This is a genomic window from Streptomyces sp. GLSS-08, from assembly GCF_056387915.1.
Window position 1 is genome coordinate 201,306 of the sequence record NZ_JBWJAQ010000013.1, and the last position, 17,877, is coordinate 219,182.

Genomic DNA, 17,877 nt, shown 5'->3' on the forward strand with positions numbered 1-17,877 from the left:
GGGCCATACTCGCTCCATGGAACCGGATCTTCATGAGCTGCTGCGATCGCTGCGGGTGTGGGACACCGACCTGCCCGGCTTCACGCCGGACGAGGCGCCCGGGGACCCGCTGACGCTGTTCGGCCGCTGGCTCGCCGAGGTGGTGGCCGCGGGCCAGACCGAGCCGCACACCATGTCCCTCGCCACGGCGGACGCGGACGGGCTGCCGGACACCCGCACGGTGATGCTGCACGGCGCGGACGCGGACGGCTGGTCCTTCGCCACGCACGCGACCAGCCGCAAGGGCCGCCAGCTGGCCGCCCGCCCGTACGCCGCCCTCGGCTTCTACTGGCCCGCGCAGGGCCGTCAGATCCGCCTCCGCGGCCCCGTCACGGTCGCGCCTCCGCAGGAGGGGCAGGCCGATCTGCACGCCCGTTCCACCGGCGCGCTCGCCGCCGCCCTGGTGGGCCGGCAGAGCGAGGTCCTGCCCGCGCGGGAGGAGTTGGAGCGGGCCTCGGAGGCGGCGTGGGCCCACGCCGAGCGCGAGCCGGAGGCCCCCGCCCCGACCTGGACCCTGTACCGGCTCCGTCCCGACGAGGTGGAGTTCTTCCAGGGGGACGCCCGCAGGCGGCACGTGCGGCTGAACTACCGCCGCACGGCGGAGGGCTGGCTCAAGGAGCTGCTCTGGCCGTGAGCACCGGCCGTATGCACCGGTCGTGAGCACCGGCCACGGGCGGTCACCCTGTCACCCGGTTGCCCGGTTGCCCGGTTGCCCGGTTGCCTCGCTCGGGGTGACGGGGTTACGTCGGCTCGGACTCCGGTTCAGGGTCCGGCTCCGCGTCCGTGGCGAGCCGCGCGTGCAGGTGGACGTCCCGGAAGGCGTCCTGCCGCCCCGCCTCGAACATCGCGCCCCGCAGCGTCCCCTCGTACCGGAACCCGCACCGCTCCGCGACCCGGCAGGAGACGTCGTGCCCGAGCGCGTGCCCCAGCTCCAGCCGGTGCAGGCCCAGGTCGGAGAAGGCGAAGCGCGCGGTCGTCGCGAGGGCGCGGGTGGCGACCCCGCGGCCGCGCGCCTCGGGCAGCACCCAGTAACCGACGCGGGCGCAGCTCATGACGTGGTCGATCTCGTTGACCCCGATGTGCCCGAGGATCTCCCCGCTCGCGGCGTCCGTGACGCAGAACGAGGCCGCGGTACCGTCCACGGCGCTCCCGGCCCGCGTGCGGAGCGACTCCCGCGCGGCGTCGATGTCCCGGACCGCCTTGAGCGGCGTGTTCCACCGCTGGAACTCCGGGTCGGACAGCCCGCGCAGCCAGGCCCCGACCTCCGCGTCCGAGGCGGCGTTCCAGGGGCGCAGCTGAAGACCGTGACCGGTCAGCTCGCGGAAGGGGTAGGCGGGGTACTGCTCGTGCGCGTCAGCCATCCAGCCATTGAATCCCGCCCCGCCGCCCGGCACCCACCCGGGTCGGTCCGGCACCCGCCCGGCCGGCCCGGCACCCACCCGGATCGGCGGGACCGCCCGCACCACCGGTGAGCACCGCCGGTTCCAGACTCACCCCCGGAGCCGGACTCACCCCCGGGGCCGGAAGACCGGCGCCCAGAACTCCGCCGGTCCCTGCGCCCCCGTGGCCCGGAACGTCACCTCCAGCCCCATCCCGATACGCAGCGCCGCCTCCTCGCACTCCACGATCCCGGTCATCATCCGCGGCCCCTCCGCGAGGTCGACGACGGCGGCGACGTACGGCGTGCGCCCGCGGAACGGCGGCAGGTCGTTGCGGTGGACGACGGACCACGTGTAGAGCGTGGCGTGGCCGCTCGCGGGCCGCCAGTGCACGTCCTCGCTCCAGCAGCGGGGGCAGAACTCTCGGGGGTAGTGGTGGGTGCGTCCGCAGGCGGCGCAGTAACGCAGCAGCAGCCGTCCCTCGGCCGCCGCCTCCCAGTAGGGGCGGCTGAACGCGTCGGCCTCCGGGAGATCGAACCGGTCCGGCCGCAGGGCTCCCGGCGGGCCGGCCGCCGTCCCCGCCGCCTCCCCCGCCCCCGTCACAGGAACAGCCCGAACGCGTCGTCCACCGACCAGGTCTGCCAGGACATCGCGAAGAGGCCGACGACCGAGATGAGCGCCATCATCGCGTTCTGCCCCTGCTCGGCCCAGTCGTGGATCATCAGGACGAGGTAGAGCAGGTTCAGCAGCAGGCCGCCGGCCAGGGCGACCGGGGTGAGGAAACCGGCGACCAGTCCGAGCCCCAGGGCGAGTTCGGCGTAGACGACGACGTACGCCATCGTCCGGGGCCGGGGTGCGACGACCCTGTCGAAGCCGCTGCGGACGGCGCCCCAGCGGTGCTTGGAGGCGACGTCCGCCGCCCACGCGATCCCGGTCCCCCGCTCGAACCAGCCCCTCTTGTCCTTGTGCCGCCAGCTCTCCAGCCACCACAGCCCGAGTCCGACACGGAGCACGGCGAGCCACTGCGCGCCGGTGAGCCAGATCGTGTCCATCGGCATCCACGCCTTCACTCGGCATCTGACGGTACGTCAGTTCAGCGCACCGGAAGGCACCCGCGCAAGATGCGTACGCGCCCGGCACCGACCCCCGCCCCGTGACGGCCCACTCAGGCACACGCCCCGCTTCCACCTCCGGCCCACCCGGGGGCAGGCCCTCCGCGCCCACCGTCGGCCACGCGCCGTCGCCACAGCACGGCGGCCCGCGTCACCGGCCCCACCCACCCCCGCCACAGCCGTGATCAATTCGCAACCGATTCCGGTCTTGACCGAGACCCATCAAGTCAGGACGTGATTACGCTCGCGCTCATGGCCGACTCGACAGTTTCCTCGACACCCCGCCCGGTGCCGTCCCACGAAGACCGCCCCGTGTACGTGATCGGCGGCGGCCCCGGCGGACTCTCCGCGGCGTACGCACTGCGTGCCCGGGGTGTACGAGCCGTCGTGCTGGAGAGGTCGGACCGCGTCGGGGCCTCCTGGCGGCGCCACTACGACCGGCTGCACCTGCACACCACGCGCCGCCTGTCCGCCCTGCCCGGACTCGCGATGCCGCGCTCCTTCGGGCGCTGGGTGTCCCGCGACAACGTGGTGCGCTACCTGGAGAAGTACGCCGAGCACCACGAACTGGAGATCGTCACCGGCGTCGAGGTGTCCCGCATCGAACGGTCGGGGGACGACTGGCTGCTGCACGCCACCGGCGGCCGACGGCTGACCGGCAGCGCCGTGGTCGTCGCCACCGGCCACAACCACACCCCCCGGCTGCCCGACTGGCCCGGCCGCGACGCGTACACCGGCGAGCTGCTGCACGCCGGCGAGTACCGCAACCCCGCCCCCTACGCCGGCCGGGACGTCCTCGTCGTCGGCATCGGCAACACCGGTGCGGAGATCGCCGTGGACCTCGCCGAGGGCGGCGCCGCGCGGGTGCGGCTCGCGGTGCGCACGGCACCGCACATCGTGCGCCGTTCGACGGCCGGCTGGGCCGCTCAGTTCACCGGCATCCTCGTACGCCGCCTGCCCGTCCGGCTGGTGGACCGGCTGGCCGTCCCGGTGGCCCGGGTCAGCGTGCCCGACCTGTCGGCGCAGGGGCTGCCCCGGCCGGACCGCGGGCTCTACTCCCGGGTGCGGGAAGGCGCGATCCCGGTCCAGGACGTCGGTCTCGTCGACGCCGTGCGCCAGGGGCGGGTCGAGATCGTGGCCGCCGTCGAGAGCTTCGAGGACGGCAAGGCCGTCCTCGCGGACGGCGACCGCATCGAGCCGGACGTCATCATCGCCGCCACCGGTTACCGGCGCGCGCTGGAGGGACTCGTCGGTCACCTCGGCGTGCTCGACGCGCGCGGCCGCCCCGTCGTCCACGGCGCCCGCACCCCGCGGGACGCTCCCGGCCTGTACTTCACCGGCTTCACCAACCCCATCAGCGGCATGTTCCGCGAACTCGCTCTTGACGCGCAGAAGATAGCGAAGGCGATCGCCCGGAAGGCCGCCCGAAGCGACGGCCGGCGGTAGCACCGGGGCGGCGACAGCAACCCGCCCCGGAGCACCGGCACACGCCCCTCGCGTGCCCCCGACCCCGGGGAACCGGGGAACTCCACCCGTTCCGGCCGCCCGGCGCTCCTTTCCGGACGCCGGGCCTCCGCCGGGTTCCGGTCCGGCGTCCGGCGGGTACCGACCCGGTACGCACCTCCCCGGCCCCGAGACTCCAGGCCCCCGGGAGCCCTCCGCCGCGGCCCCGCCCCCGTCACCCGCGCCGTCCCCGCGGTCCACGCCCCTCCCTCCGCCCACAGCCTTTGCCTGCACAACGGTTCCTGACGGAGCGTCAGTTACGTAATCTGACACTACGTCAGTTGAATGGCTCTCACACAGGAGCGGGCGGACCGATGCTTGGATCAACCCACGGCACCCTCACCACCGACTCCCGCCGGGCCCGCGTCATCGCCTGCGGCGAGCAACCCTCACCGGTCGTCCACGGCAGGCCCGCCGAACCCGACGACCTGGACGTCAGCGGCCGTCCGCTGTATGCCGCCGTACCCGATCTGGACCGCTTCTTCCGTCCCGAGTCCGTGGCCGTCGTCGGCGCCTCCGACTCCGACGGCCGGCCGAACGCCGGGATCACCCGGCAACTGGTCGCGTGGGCCGAGCGGGTCGGCGCCCGCCTCCACCCCGTGCACCCCACCCGCCCTTCCGTCTTCGGCATCCCCTGCTTCCCCTCCGTCGGCGAGCTGCCCGAGCGGGTCGACCTGGCCGTGCTCCTGGTCGGCGACCCCGTGCCCGTGATCGCGGAACTGGCCGACGCCAAGGTGCGCTTCGCGGTCGCCTTCGCGTCCGGGTTCGCGGAGACCGGGGCGAAGGGCGCGGCGGAACAGTCGCGCCTCACCGCCGCCGTCGCCCGGTCCGGGCTGCGGCTGCTCGGGCCCAACACCAACCTCAACGCCTTCGAGCGGTTCCGCGACGACCTCGAAGGGCCGGCGATCGCGCTCATCACACAGTCCGGACACCAGGGCCGCCCGGTCTTCGCCCTCCAGGAGCTGGGCATCCGCCTCTCCCACTGGGCCCCCACCGGAAACGAGGCCGACCTGGAGAGCGCCGACTTCATCTCCTACTTCGCCGAGCGTCCCGAGGTGGGCGCCATCGCCTGCTACATCGAGGGACTGAAGGACGGCCGTTCCTTTCTGCTCGCCGCCGACCGCGCCGTGCGCCGCGGAGTTCCGGTCGTCGCGGTCAAGGTGGGCCGCACCGAGGCCGGCGCCCGCACGGCCGCCTCGCACACCGGCAAGCTGACCGGCTCGGACGCCGTGGTGGACGCGGCGATGCGGCAGTACGGCGTGATCCGCGTGGACGGACTCGACGAACTCCAGGACACCGCCGCCCTGCTGGCCCGCGCGCGCACCCCGCGGGCGGACGGCGTCGTCGTCTATTCGATCTCGGGCGGCACGGGCGCGCACTTCGCGGACCTGGCGTCGGCGGCCGGGCTGTCGCTGCCCACGCTGTCGCCCGCCAAGCAGGCGGAACTCCACACCTGGATACCGGAGTACCTGAACGTCGCCAATCCCGTCGACAACGGCGGCCACCCGGTGGGCGACCGGCGGGGCCGGAAGATCATCGACGCGATCCTCGCCGACCCGTCCGTCGGGGTGCTGATCTGTCCCGTCACCGGGCCCTTCCCGCCGATGAGCGACAAGCTCGCCCAGGATCTGGTGGACGCGGCGGAACAGACGGACAAGCTGGTGTGCGTGGTGTGGGGGTCGCCGGTCGGCACGGAGTCCGCGTACCGCGAGACCCTGCTCGGCTCGGCGCGGGTCGCCACCTTCCGTACGTTCGCCAACTGCATCAGCGCCGTCCGCGCCCACCTGGAACACCACCGGTTCGCCGCCGCGTACCGCTCGCCCTTCGACGAGGCACCCCGCACGCCCTCGCCCTCCTTCCGCAAGGCGCGGGCGCTGATGCGCCCGGGACAGCAGCTGAGCGAGCACGCGGCGAAGCAGCTGCTGCGGACGTACGGCATCCGGGTGCCGCGCGAGCAGCTGGTGACCAGCGCGGCGGCGGCCGTCCGCGCGGCGAGCCTGGTCGGCTACCCGGTCGTCATGAAGGCGTCCGGCGCGCAGATCGCCCACAAGACCGAACTGGGCCTGGTGAAGGTCTCTCTCACCTCCGCCAGCCAGGTCAGGGACGCCTACCGCGAGCTGACCGACATCGCGCGTTACGAGGGGATTTCGCTGGACGGCGTACTCGTGTGCCAGATGGTCGAGCGGGGCGTGGAGATGGTCGTGGGCGTCACGCACGACCCGCTCTTCGGGCCGACTGTCACCGTCGGACTCGGCGGCGTCCTCGTCGAGGTGCTGCGGGACGTGGCCGTACGGGTGCCGCCGTTCGGCGAGGACCAGGCGCGGACCATGCTCGCCGAGCTGCGGGGGCGGGCGCTGCTCGACGGCGTACGCGGGGGCCCTCCCGTCGACGTGGACGCGCTCGTCGAGGTGATCCTCCGGGTGCAGCGGATGGCGCTGGAACTCGGGGACGACATCGCGGAGCTGGACATCAACCCGCTGATGGTGCTGCCCCGGGGGCAGGGCGCGGTGGCCCTCGACGCGCTGGCGGTCTGCCACTGACCGGCCGCGCGACCGGCCCGCCGGCCCACCCCGGGCCCGCCGCCCCGGCACCGCCGCCGCGACCCGCCGTACGAAACGGAGCTCCCCCATGACGTCCTCCCCCGACGCGTCCCTCTCCGACGCGTCCCCTGCCGACGCGCCCGCCCCCGACGGCTCCCCGGGTCACGGGCGCACCAGCGACCAAGGCCGCCCCCGTGCCCCGGAGAGATCCCCCGACTCATTGGTACTGCACGCCACTGACAACGCCGTCTCGTGGATCACTCTGAACCGGCCCGAGGCCATGAACGCCGTCACACCGGACCAGCGTGAACGCGTGATCGCGCTGCTCGCGGAGGCGTCCGCCGACCCCGGCGTCCGGGCCGTCGTCGTCACCGCGACGGGGCGCGGCTTCTGCGCGGGCGCCGACCTGCGGGGCACGCCGGCCGGCGGTGACCGCGTGCCCGGCGACGTGGCCCGCACCATCCGGCTCGGCGCGCAGCGGCTCGTCTCCGCCGTCCTCGACTGCGAGAAACCCGTGATCGCGGCCGTGAACGGCACCGCCGCCGGTATCGGCGCCCATCTGGCGTTCGCCTGCGACCTGGTCCTCGCGGCCGAACCGGCCACGTTCATCGAGGTGTTCGCGCGCCGGGGACTGGTCCCGGACGGCGGCGGCGCCTATCTGCTCGCGCGCCTGACCGGACCGCAGCGCGCCAAGGAGCTGATGTTCTTCGGGGACGCGCTCAGCGCCGCGGACGCGGAACGGCTCGGCCTCGTCAACCGTGTCGTCCCCGCCGGGGCCCTGGAGCAGACGGCGCGCGCCTGGGCGGAGCGGCTCGCCGCGGGCCCAACCCGCGCCCTCGCCCTCACCAAGCAGCTCGTCAACGCCTCCCTGGACGGCGACCGGGCCGCGGCGTTCGCGCTGGAGGCGGCGGCGCAGGAGATCAACATGACGACGGCGGACGCCCGGGAGGGCGTCGCGAGCTTCGTGGAACGCCGAAGTCCGCGGTACCGGGGCCGCTGAACCCACGGCGGCGACGGCCCGCCGTAACCTCTACCTGTGCCCGCACCCCGCCCGCATCGCGTCGCCGTCCTCGTGCTCGAGGGGGCGAAGCCGCTCGACGTCGGGATTCCCGCCCAGGTCTTCACGACCCGCGCGAGCATGCCGTACGAGGTGCGGGTGTGCGGGGCGGCACCGGGTCTCGTGACCGGCGGCGACGGCCTCGCGTACTACGTCGCCCACGGCCTCGACGCGCTGGCGTGGGCCGACATCGTCTTCGTCCCCGGCTACCGCTTCCCGGACCGCGACGACCCGCCCCGGGCCGTCGTCGGCGCGCTGGTCGCCGCCCACGAGCGGGGCGCGCGGCTCGCCGCCATCTCGACGGGTGCCTTCGCGCTCGCCGCCACGGGCCTGCTCGACGGCAGACGCGCCACGACGCACTGGCACTACACGCGGGCACTCATGGCCAGGCATCCGCTCGTCCAGGTCGACGAGAACGTGCTGTTCGTCGACGAGGGCAGCGTGCTCACCTCGGCCGGCGCCGCCTCCGGCATCGACCTGTGCCTGCACATCCTGCGCGGCGACCTCGGCGTGGCCGCGTCCAACCACGCGGCCCGGCGTCTGGTCGCCGCCCCCTACCGCAGCGGCGGCCAGGCCCAGTACGTCCCCCGCAGCGTCCCCGAGCCGCTCGGCGAGCGGTTCGCGGCCACCCGCGAGTGGGCGCTGCACCGGCTCGGCGAGCCCCTCACCCTCGACGTACTGGCGCGGCAGGCGGGGGTCTCGCCGCGCACCTTCTCCCGGCGCTTCGTCGAGGAGACCGGCTACACGCCGATGCAGTGGGTGATGCGTGCCCGTATCGACCTGGCCCGCGAGCTGCTCGAGCGCTCGCAGCGCGGCGTCGAACAGATCGCCGCCGACATCGGGCTCGGCACCGGCGCGAATCTGCGTCTGCACTTCCAGCGCATCCTCGGCACCACACCGAGCGAGTACCGGCGCACCTTCACCCGGGGTGAATGATCCGCTCCGGCACCGCCCGGCACCGAGTGGCACCGAGTGGCGGTGGCGGGCGGTGCCGGGCGGGATGGCGGGATGGCGGGATGGCGGGATCCTTTTGAACCATGGCGATCCCGCCACTGTCAGCGGCGAAGGCCGCGGGCGAGCCTGGGGTGAAAGGGAAGGGACCCCACTCATGATTCGCATCGCCATCAACGGATTCGGCCGCATCGGACGCAATGTGCTGCGCGCACTGCTGGAGCGCGACAGCGCCCTGGAGATCGTCGCCGTCAACGACCTGACGGAGCCCGCCACGCTCGCCCGGCTGCTCGCCTACGACAGCACCGCCGGCCGGCTCGGGCGCCCGGTGACCGTCGACGGGGACGCCCTCGTCGTCGACGGCCACCGGATCACGGTGCTGGCCGAGCGCGAACCGGCGCAGTTGCCGTGGGCGGCACTCGGCGTCGACATCGTCCTGGAAGCAACCGGCCGCTTCACCTCGGCGAAGGCCGCGCGCGCCCACCTCGACGCGGGCGCGAAGAAGGTACTCGTCAGCGCGCCGTCGGACGGCGCCGACGTCACGCTCGCGTTCGGTGTCAACAACGACGCCTACGACCCGGCCCTGCACACGATCGTCTCGAACGCCTCCTGCACGACCAACGCGCTCGCGCCGCTGGCCGCGGTCCTCGACGAACTCGCCGGTATCGAGCACGGGTTCATGACGACGGTGCACGCCTACACGCAGGAGCAGAACCTGCAGGACGGTCCGCACCGCGACGCCCGCCGCGCCCGGGCCGCCGGTGTCAACATCGTGCCGACCACGACCGGCGCCGCCAAGGCGATCGGCCTGGTGCTGCCGAACCTCGCGGGCAAGCTGTCGGGCGACTCGATCCGCGTACCGGTGCCGGTGGGCTCGATCGTCGAACTCAACACGACCGTCGCCCGCGACGTGACGCGCGACGACGTGCTGGCGGCATACCGCACCGCGGCGAACGGGCCGCTCGCCGGCATCCTCGAGTACTCGGACGACCCGCTCGTGTCGTCCGACATCACGGGCAATCCCGCCTCGTCGATCTTCGACTCGGCTCTCACCCGCGTCGACGGCCGCCACGTCAAGGTGGTCGCGTGGTACGACAACGAGTGGGGTTTCTCGAACCGCGTGATCGACACCCTCGAGTTCCTCGCCACCCGCTGACCGGACGCCGTGGGGGCGCCCCGCCGCCCGAACCGCCCTGATTCATGAGGGCGTCGGGGAACACGGGCCGGTCGCCGCCCGGCCCTTCCCATCTGACGCGTCGTCAGTTCCAATGGAGGGGTGATGGGACACGCAGGGATGGCCGCCGCCGCCGTCCGTTACCTCAGGTCGGCCGGGGCTCCCACCGTCGCGGAGCCCGCCGGGGCGCCGGTCGAGACGCTGCCGCGCCCCGAGCTGCGCGCGGTCGGCGACGACGAGCGGGCGCCTGTCGACCAGGCGGAGTTCCGCCGGGTCCTCGGGAGCTTCGCGACCGGCGTGACCGTGGTGACCGCCCCGGCCGCCGACGGCGAGGGCGGCCCCGCCGGTTTCGCCTGCCAGTCCTTCTCCGCCCTCTCGCTCGACCCGCCGCTGATCGCCTTCATGGTGGGGCGTACGTCGGCGACCTGGCCCCGCATCGCCCGCGCGGGCGTCTTCTGCGTGAACGTGCTGGGCGCGCACCAGGGCGAGCTGTGCCGCGGGTTCGCGGTGAGCGGCGCGGACAAGTTCGCCGGCGTCGCGTACGACGCGGCGCCCGCCTCCGGCTCCCCGCGCCTCGCGGGCACCCTCGCGTGGATCGACTGCACCGTCCACGCGGTCCACACGGGCGGCGACCACCTCGTCGTGGTGGGACGGGTGGCCGCGCTCGGCACGTCCGACGAGGACCGGCCGCCGCTCCTCTTCCACCGGGGACGCTTCCTCCATCCCCCGGCCTGAGCCGCCCGCCGCCCCTCCGCCGGGCTCGCCGCCCGCTCACCGCACCCGCCGCACCCCCCGCGGCTCACCCCATGCTCAGGCCGGTGCCCCGACCACCGCCGGAGCCGGCCGGACCGGCCGCCGCCGGATCACCAGTGCCATGAGCGCCGCCGCCGCGCACAGCGCCCCGGAGGCGTACCAGACGACGTCGTACGAGCCGAAGGCGTCCCGCGCGACCCCGCCGAGGAAGGCGACCAGCGCGGCGCCCACCTGGTGCGAGGCGAGGACCCAACCGAAGACGATCGCGCTGTCCTCGCCGTACTGCTCACGGCACAGGGCGAGGGTGGGCGGCACGGTGGCGACCCAGTCGAGGCCGTAGAACACGATGAAGAAGATCATCGGCGGATGCACGCCGGGCGCCAGCAGCATCGGCAGGAACAGGAGCGAGACGCCCCGCAGCGCGTAGTACACCGCGAGCAGCCGGCGCGGCTCGAAACGGTCGGTGAACCAGCCGGAGGCCACCGTGCCGATCACGTCGAAGACGCCGATGACCGCGAGGAGCGAGGCGGCCGCCGTGATGGGCATGCCGTGGTCGTGGGCCGCCGGCACGAAGTGGGTCTGGATCAGGCCGTTGGTGGAGGCGCCGCAGATCGCGAAGGTGCCGGCCAGCAGCCAGAAGGGGCCGGTGCGGACGGCGGAGAACAGCACCGTCACCGCCCGCCGCGCCGCCCCCGGCACCGGCGGGGGCTTCTGCACGAACTCCGTCGCGCCGTACGGTCTCAGGCCCACGTCGGCCGGGTGGTCGCGCAGCAGCAGCCAGACGAAGGGGACCACGGCGAGGGCGGCCAGGGACACCGTCACGGCCGCGGGACGCCAGTCGCGCTGCGAGGTGATCATCCAGGACAGGAGCGGAAGGAAGATCAGCTGGCCCGACGCCGAGGCCGCGGTGAGGATGCCCGTCACCAGGCCCCGGCGCTGCGTGAACCAGCGGTTGGTGACCGTCGCGGCGAAGGCGAGTGCCATCGAGCCCGATCCGAGGCCCACCAGGAGGCCCCAGCAGAGCAGGAGCTGCCAGGGTGCCGTCATCCACACGGTCGCCCCGGAGCCGAGGGCGATCACCAGCAGCGCGACCGCGACCACCCGGCGGATGCCGAAGCGGTCCATCAGCGCGGCGGCGAAGGGTGCCGTCAGCCCGTACAGGGCGAGGTTGACCGACACCGCCGCGCCGATCGTGCCCCGCGACCAGCCGAACTCCTCGTTCAACGGGTCGATGAGCAGGCCCGGCAGCGAGCGGAAGGCCGCCGCGCCGATGATCGTCACGAAGGTCACGGCCGCGACGAACCACGCGCGGTGGATGCGTCCGGGACGGGACGGCAGGGCGGGTCCGGATTCCGTTCCGGCGGCGGTGGCTTCGGATGTCTGGGTCACGTCCTAGAGCTTCCGGGCTGCGCTCGGCCCGATCGAGTGGCCCGAAGGACAGCATTCGCTAGGATCGGGCCATGGCCCCTATCCGTCGCCCGCCCGACGCCACCAAGGTCCCGACGACGGCGTCCCCCGAGGCCACCACGGCCACCACGGCCACCACGGCAGCGACGACCCCGGACGCCACCGCGACCGTCCCGGTCCCCGGGCCGGCCCCGCGCCGGAAGCCCCCCGCCGAGCTGCTGACGGCCGCGGCTCCAAGGACGGCAGCGGCTCCGAGCGCAGCCGCGGGAGCCGCAGGCCCCGGAGCCCGGCCCGGACCCGGCCACCGGCACCGCGTCGCCGTCCTCGCCCTGGACGGGGTGATGCCCTTCGAACTGGGCATTCCGCAGCGGATCTTCGGGCGGGCCAGGGACGCCGAGGGGCGCCCGCTGTACGACGTCGTCACCTGCTCGGTCCGCCCGCCGGGCCCCGTCGACACGGACGCCGACTTCGCCGTACTCGTCGAGAACGGGCCGCAAACGCTGGCCACCGCCGACACCCTCGTCGTCCCCACGTCGTACGAGCTGGGCCCGGTCTACGACGAGGGCGTCCTGACACCCGAGCTGGCCGCCGCCCTCACCCACGTCCGGCCCGGCACCCGGCTCGTCTCCATCTGCACCGGCGTGTACGTGCTGGCCGCCGCCGGCTACCTCGACGGCCGCCCCGCCACCACGCACTGGGCCTCCGCCGAGCACTTCCAGCGCCTCTTCCCGCAGATCAAGGTGGACGCGGACGTCCTCTTCATCGACGACGGCGACGTCCTGACCTCGGCAGGTGTCGCCGCCGGGATCGATCTGTGCCTCCATCTCGTACGCCGCGACCACGGCACGGCCGTCGCCAACGACGTGGCCCGCCGCACCGTCGTACCGCCGCACCGCGACGGCGGTCAGGCGCAGTACGTCCACCGGCCGGTCCCCGAGCCGCAGGTGGCGACCACGACGGCCGCCCGCGCCTGGGCCCTCGGCCGCCTCCACGAGCCGATCCAGCTGCGCGACATGGCGGAGCAGGAGTCCATGTCCGTACGCACCTTCACCCGCCGCTTCCGCGAGGAGGCCGGCATCAGTCCCGGACAGTGGCTCACGCGGCAGCGCGTGGAGCGGGCCCGCCATCTGCTGGAGTCCAGCGACCTGTCGGTGGACCAGGTCGCGCGGGACGCCGGCTTCGGCACCGCCCAGTCGATGCGCCAGCACCTACAGGCCGCTCTCGGCGTCACCCCCACCACGTACCGCCGCACCTTCCGTGCCGGCGCGGGCGGCCGGGACGGCGGCGGGGTCGGCACCGGCCCCGCGGGCAACGCCGGTTGACCGGTCCGCGCCGACCGGGGACCGGCGTCCCTCCCCCACCGCCCCCACCGCCGTGAGCACCGCCGTCAGCGCGACGCCGGCCAGGATCGCGGTCGACGGCGACACGAAGTGCAGCAGGACGCCGGCGAGGGAGCCGGTGGCCGCGTACCCCGCGCCGACCGCCGCGTACATCACCGAGTAACCGGCGGCCAGCGCGCTCGGCGGCAGCGCCTCGCGCAGCGACAGGTTGCGGGTGAGGATCGCACCGGCCTGGAGGACGCCCGCGACGACCAGGGCGACGGCCATCCAGCCGGTGGCCGGTATCAGCGCGACCAGCGCCACGCACGCGGAGACACCGGCCATCAGCACGACGCTCCGGGTGCGCAGGTCCCCCCGCCAGGACCGCAGCCCGTACACGAACGCGCCCACGCCGGACCCGAGCGCGAGCCCGGTCAGCAGCGGGCCCGACCAGCCGACGCCGATGCCGCGCTGCTCCAGGAGGGCGGGCAGGACGAGTTCGGCGAGGGCGAGCAGGGACAGACTCGCCGCGCCCGTGACGTACACCGGCCAGGCGCGGGCCAGCAGGCGGGGCAGGGAGACGCCGTCGCGGTCCTCGGGGTCGGCCTCCCAGCCGGCGGGCAGCAGCCACAGGCCCGCGACGGAGGACCCCATCAGGGCGGCGGCCAGCAGCAGCGGCACGGTGGGGGAGACACCCAGCGCGAGGACGGTGACCAGTGCCGGGGACAGCGCCCAGATGCCGGACATCAGCATCGACTCGGCCGACAGGGCCTGGGGGGCGGCCCGCTTCGGGACGATGCCGGTGAGCAGGGTGCGCAGGCCGCCCGGGACCGCGCCGGGCGCCGCGCCGGCGAGGAACGCGCACGCCGCGAGGACCGCCGCGGGCGCCTGCGGGAGCACGCCGAGACCCGCGAAGCCGGCCGTGCCGGCCGCGAGACCCGCGGCCAGTTGGGAACGGGCTCTCTCCGGGCGCAGCCGCATGCCCAGGAGGGTCGCGCCCACGATCTCGCCGGCCACGTAGGCCGCCGCCAGGACCGCGCCCAGCGCGTAACCGCCGGGGCGCTCGCGGACCAGGAAGACCAGGGCGAGCGGGGCCATGGCCACCGGCAGCCGGGCCCCGACGGCCACGAACGCCCAGGCCAGGACCCGCTTGGAGGCGACGTCGCGATAGCTCATGCGACGACGTTAGGGGACCTGGCCGACACCGGCCCCGGATTTTCCCCGCCCTGTGGACAACTCCGGCCGGGGCCGCCGGAGCCGGGAAGGGCGGGAGCGCGACGGCGTCCAGCCGGAACGCGAGCGGCCGGTTGCCGGAACGCGCGCGACCCGCCGCCAGAACCCGAGCTACCGGCCGCCAGAACGCGAGCGACCCGCCGCCAGAACGTCAGGACCGCCCGCTAGAACGTCAGGACCGCCCGCGCCACCCTCCCCCGGCGGGTGTCGTCCGCCGCCTTCTCGAAGTCCTCGACGGGGTACGTCCTCGTCACCAGCTCGTCCAGCAGCAGTTGTCCCCGTTGGTAGAGCCCGGCGTACCGGGCGATGTCGCGCTGCGGGCGCGAGGAGCCGTAGCGGCAGCCGAGGATCGACTTGTCCAGGTACATCGAGGAGACGAGGAAGGACGCCTCGGCGGTCGCCGGCGGGACTCCGAGGAGGACGGCCTGGCCGTGCCGGTCGAGCAGGTCGACGGCCTCGCGGACGAGTTCGGTCCGGCCGACGCACTCGAAGGCGTGGTCGGCGCCGGTGGGCAGGAGGTCCCGCACGCCGTGCGTCGAGGTGAGGAAGTCGGTGGCGCCGAAGCGGCGGGCCGTCGCCTCCTTGGCCGGGCTGGTGTCCACCGCCACGATCCGCCGGGCGCCCGCGAGCCGCGCGCCCTGGATGACGTTGAGCCCGACGCCGCCCGTGCCGATGACGAGCACGGTGTCCCCGTGTTCCACCCGCGCCCGGTTCAGCACGGCTCCGACGCCGGTCAGCACCCCGCACCCGATCAGCGCGGCGGACGGCATCGGGATGTCGTCGGGGATCCGGACCGCCTGCACCGCCTTGACGAGGGTCCGTTGCGCGAAGGCCGAGTTGGAGGCGAACTGGAAGAGCGGCCTGCCACCCCGTGTGAACGGCTGCCGCGGCATCCCGATCGCCTTGCGGCACATGGTCGGCCGCCCCCGGTCGCACTGCGCGCAGGCGCCGCAGTTGGCGAGCGTGGACAGCGACACGTGGTCGCCGGCCCGGACATGGGTGACGCCCGCGCCCACCGTCTCGACGGTCCCCGCACCCTCGTGCCCCAGCACCACCGGGACGGGGAAGGGGATGGTGCCGTCCAGCACGGACAGGTCGCTGTGGCACAGGCCGGCCGCCGAGATCGCCACCCGCACCTCGCCCGGTCCCGGGTCGCGTACCTCCAGGTCCTCCACGACCTCGGTCCGCCTGCCGTCGAAGATCACGCCTCGCATCGCACCGGCTCCCCTCTGCCCGGGGTCATCCCCTGGGCTCCTTCGGCAGGCCGAGCACCCGCTCGGCGATGATCGTGCGCTGGATCTCGTCCGAGCCGCCGTAGACGGTGTCGGCCCGGCTGAAGAGGAACAGGTGCTGGAGCGCGTCGATCCGGTACGGCTCCCGCGGTGACCAGTCCGCGGGCCCGACGGCCGCCCCGGCCCCGCGCACCTGCATCGCCAGCTCGCCGAGCTCCTGGTGCCAACGGCCCCACAGCAGCTTGGCCACGCTCGGCGCACCCGGCTCGGCCGTCCGCGAGCCGCCCAGCGTGCGCAGGGCGTTCCAGCGCATGGTGCGCAGCCGCGCCCACGCCTCGACGAGCCGGTCGCGGACGACGGGGTCGTCGGCCGCGCCGGTGGCGACGGCCGTCTCGATCACCTGCCCCAACTCCCGTGCGAAGCCGATCTGCTGGGCCAGGGTCGACACCCCCCGCTCGAAGCCGAGCAGGCTCATCGCGACGCGCCAGCCGTTGCCCTCGCCGCCCACGACGTGCTCGGCGCGCGCCACCGCCCCGTCGAAGAAGACCTCGTTGAACTCGCTCGTCCCGGTGAGCTGGCGGATCGGCCGGACCTCGACGCGGCCGGGCTGGTCCATGGGGACGAGCAGGAACGACAGGCCGTGGTGGCGGGCCGACCCCGGCCGCGTACGGGCGAGGACGAAGCACCAGCCGGCCTCGTGGGCGAGGGAGGTCCAGATCTTCTGTCCCGTGACGCGGTACGAGTCCCCCTCCCGTACGGCGGCGGTGCGCACGCCCGCGAGGTCGGAGCCCGCGCCCGGCTCGCTGTAGCCCTGGCACCACAGTTCCTCGCCGCGGGCCACCGGTGGCAGGAAGCGGGCCTTCTGCTCCGGTGTCCCGTGGGCGATGAGGGTGGGGGCGAGCAGCTTCTCGCCGATGTGGCCCGTGCGGGCGGGGGCCTTCGCGCGGGCGTACTCCTCCGCCCAGACGACCTGCTGGGTCAGTGACGCGGTCCGGTTGCCGTAGCCGTCCTCGCTCCAGCCGAGCCCGATCCAGCCGGCCGCGCCGAGTTCCCGCTCCCAGCCCCCGCGGGTGTACTCGCCCGGGAGGTGCTCCGCCAGCCAGGCGCGGGCCTCGCCCCGGAAGGTCTCGTCCTCCGGTCCGAATCCGAAGTCCACGGTCACCGCCTCACGTCGGCCGCTCTCACGGTTCGCGGCGCGTTCGGGCGTTGTTTCGCGGCGGCGGCCCGGGCCATCGCCTCGACCCGCTCCAGCAGCGGCATCGGGTCCGTCCCCACCGTCCCGGGGAGGAAGTCGGCGATCCGCTCGGGGGTCCAGGAACCCTCGGCGTAACCGGCGCGCAGCTCCCGCGGCTGGGCCCAGACCGCGATCTTGGGGCCGGCGATCGTGTAGACCTGGCCGGTGATCCGCTCCTCGCGGGCACGGTCGGAGAGGAGGTAGACGACCAGCGCGGCCACGTCCTCGGGCTCGCCGATCTCGGCCAGTTCCATCGGGACGTTCGCCGACATCCGGGTGCGGGCGACCGGGGCGACCGCGTTCGCCGTGACCCCGTACTTGTGCAGGCCGAGCGCCGCGCTGCGGACGAGGGAGATGACGCCGCCCTTCGCGGCGCTGTAGTTGGCCTGGGCGACGGATCCCTGGTGGTTGCCGCTGGTGAAGCCGATCAGCGTGCCGTACCCCTGCCCGCGCATCACCGCGGAGGCGGCGCGGAAGACCGTGAACGTGCCCTTCAGGTGCGTGGCGACGACGGGGTCCCACTCCTGCTCGGTCATGTTGAAGAGCATCCGCTCCCGCAGGATCCCCGCCGTGCACACGACGCCGTCGATGCGTCCGTACGACGTCAGGGCCGTGTCGACGACGCGCTGTCCGCCCGCCATCGTCGAGATGTCGTCGGCGACCGCGACCGCGTCCCCGCCCGCCGCCTCGATCTCCCCGGCCACGGTGTCGGCCACCGCGCTCGTCGGCTCACCGCCCTCGACCGACACCCCGTAGTCGTTGACGACGACGCGCGCTCCCTCGGCCGCCGCGGCGAGCGCGACGGCTCGTCCTATCCCGCGGCCGGCCCCCGTCACGGCGACGACCTTGCCTGCCAAGAAGTTCCCCACGCCGGCCCCTTCCCGCGGTTTCTGACGGTCCGTTAGATTCTATGACCCGCCGGACACCCGCAGACAAGCCCCGCG

16 protein-coding genes are annotated in these 17,877 nt (G+C 74.2%); 8 read left to right on the plus strand and 8 right to left on the minus strand.

From position 1 onward, the window contains the following. Window positions 1-16: 16 nt before the first annotated feature. Window positions 17-673 carry a pyridoxine/pyridoxamine 5'-phosphate oxidase gene (locus AC0ZLC_RS23770; protein WP_476753964.1) on the plus strand — a complete coding sequence of 219 codons (657 nt, stop codon included), beginning with the start codon at window positions 17-19 and terminating at the stop codon, window positions 671-673. Window positions 674-779: 106 nt separating this feature from the next. Here AC0ZLC_RS23770 and AC0ZLC_RS23775 read toward each other — a convergent pair whose 3' ends face one another. From AC0ZLC_RS23775 to AC0ZLC_RS23785, 3 genes are all read right to left on the minus strand, one after another. Continuing rightward, on the minus strand, window positions 780-1,400 hold the full coding sequence (locus AC0ZLC_RS23775; protein ID WP_476753965.1) for a GNAT family N-acetyltransferase: 621 nt from the start codon (window positions 1,398-1,400) through the stop codon (window positions 780-782). A 147-nt stretch (window positions 1,401-1,547) separates the two neighbouring features. After that, window positions 1,548-1,970 carry a Zn-ribbon domain-containing OB-fold protein gene (locus tag AC0ZLC_RS23780; protein ID WP_476754003.1) on the minus strand — a complete coding sequence of 141 codons (423 nt, stop codon included), beginning with the start codon at window positions 1,968-1,970 and terminating at the stop codon, window positions 1,548-1,550. A gap of 47 nt (window positions 1,971-2,017) precedes the next feature. After that, window positions 2,018-2,470, minus strand: a complete 453-nt coding sequence (locus tag AC0ZLC_RS23785; RefSeq protein WP_476753966.1) for a DoxX family protein — start codon at window positions 2,468-2,470, stop codon at window positions 2,018-2,020. A 312-nt stretch (window positions 2,471-2,782) separates the two neighbouring features. Between AC0ZLC_RS23785 and AC0ZLC_RS23790 the strand changes: the two genes are divergently transcribed. From AC0ZLC_RS23790 to AC0ZLC_RS23815, 6 genes are all read left to right on the plus strand, one after another. Beyond that, window positions 2,783-3,976: a flavin-containing monooxygenase gene (locus AC0ZLC_RS23790; protein WP_476753967.1), complete on the plus strand. Its 1,194-nt coding sequence runs from the start codon at window positions 2,783-2,785 to the stop codon at window positions 3,974-3,976. A 371-nt stretch (window positions 3,977-4,347) separates the two neighbouring features. Continuing rightward, window positions 4,348-6,573, plus strand: coding sequence for an acetate--CoA ligase family protein (locus tag AC0ZLC_RS23795; RefSeq protein WP_476753968.1), 2,226 nt, complete (start codon window positions 4,348-4,350; stop codon window positions 6,571-6,573). A gap of 88 nt (window positions 6,574-6,661) precedes the next feature. Then, on the plus strand, window positions 6,662-7,573 hold the full coding sequence (locus tag AC0ZLC_RS23800; protein WP_476753969.1) for an enoyl-CoA hydratase/isomerase family protein: 912 nt from the start codon (window positions 6,662-6,664) through the stop codon (window positions 7,571-7,573). 36 nt (window positions 7,574-7,609) lie between these two features. After that, on the plus strand, window positions 7,610-8,566 hold the full coding sequence (locus tag AC0ZLC_RS23805) for a GlxA family transcriptional regulator (RefSeq protein WP_476753970.1): 957 nt from the start codon (window positions 7,610-7,612) through the stop codon (window positions 8,564-8,566). 172 nt (window positions 8,567-8,738) lie between these two features. Further along, window positions 8,739-9,737: a type I glyceraldehyde-3-phosphate dehydrogenase gene (gap, locus tag AC0ZLC_RS23810; protein ID WP_476753971.1), complete on the plus strand. Its 999-nt coding sequence runs from the start codon at window positions 8,739-8,741 to the stop codon at window positions 9,735-9,737. Between the two features lie 123 nt (window positions 9,738-9,860). Continuing rightward, window positions 9,861-10,490 (plus strand): flavin reductase family protein, encoded by a 630-nt coding sequence (locus AC0ZLC_RS23815; RefSeq protein ID WP_476753972.1) that lies wholly within the window; start codon window positions 9,861-9,863, stop codon window positions 10,488-10,490. A gap of 75 nt (window positions 10,491-10,565) precedes the next feature. Here AC0ZLC_RS23815 and AC0ZLC_RS23820 read toward each other — a convergent pair whose 3' ends face one another. Then, on the minus strand, window positions 10,566-11,897 hold the full coding sequence (locus AC0ZLC_RS23820) for an MFS transporter (protein WP_476753973.1): 1,332 nt from the start codon (window positions 11,895-11,897) through the stop codon (window positions 10,566-10,568). A gap of 359 nt (window positions 11,898-12,256) precedes the next feature. Here AC0ZLC_RS23820 and AC0ZLC_RS23825 point away from each other — a divergent pair, with 359 nt between their 5' ends. Continuing rightward, complete coding sequence (locus AC0ZLC_RS23825; RefSeq protein ID WP_476754004.1) at window positions 12,257-13,237, plus strand: GlxA family transcriptional regulator; 981 nt, start codon at window positions 12,257-12,259, stop codon at window positions 13,235-13,237. Here the strand turns inward: AC0ZLC_RS23825 and AC0ZLC_RS23830 are convergent. The 4 genes from AC0ZLC_RS23830 to AC0ZLC_RS23845 all read right to left on the minus strand — a co-directional run bounded on the left by AC0ZLC_RS23830 (window position 13,124) and on the right by AC0ZLC_RS23845 (window position 17,802). Further along, window positions 13,124-14,410: an MFS transporter gene (locus AC0ZLC_RS23830; protein WP_476753974.1), complete on the minus strand. Its 1,287-nt coding sequence runs from the start codon at window positions 14,408-14,410 to the stop codon at window positions 13,124-13,126. The genes AC0ZLC_RS23825 and AC0ZLC_RS23830 overlap by 114 nt on opposite strands. Window positions 14,411-14,631: 221 nt before the next feature. Further along, complete coding sequence (locus AC0ZLC_RS23835) at window positions 14,632-15,681, minus strand: Zn-dependent alcohol dehydrogenase (RefSeq protein ID WP_476753975.1); 1,050 nt, start codon at window positions 15,679-15,681, stop codon at window positions 14,632-14,634. Window positions 15,682-15,706: 25 nt separating this feature from the next. Beyond that, window positions 15,707-16,855 (minus strand): acyl-CoA dehydrogenase family protein, encoded by a 1,149-nt coding sequence (locus AC0ZLC_RS23840; RefSeq protein ID WP_476753976.1) that lies wholly within the window; start codon window positions 16,853-16,855, stop codon window positions 15,707-15,709. A 2-nt stretch (window positions 16,856-16,857) separates the two neighbouring features. Beyond that, the gene (locus AC0ZLC_RS23845) at window positions 16,858-17,802 is read right to left on the minus strand and encodes an SDR family NAD(P)-dependent oxidoreductase (protein WP_476753977.1); all 945 of its coding nucleotides are present in this window, start codon (window positions 17,800-17,802) and stop codon (window positions 16,858-16,860) included. Window positions 17,803-17,877 lie beyond the last annotated feature (75 nt).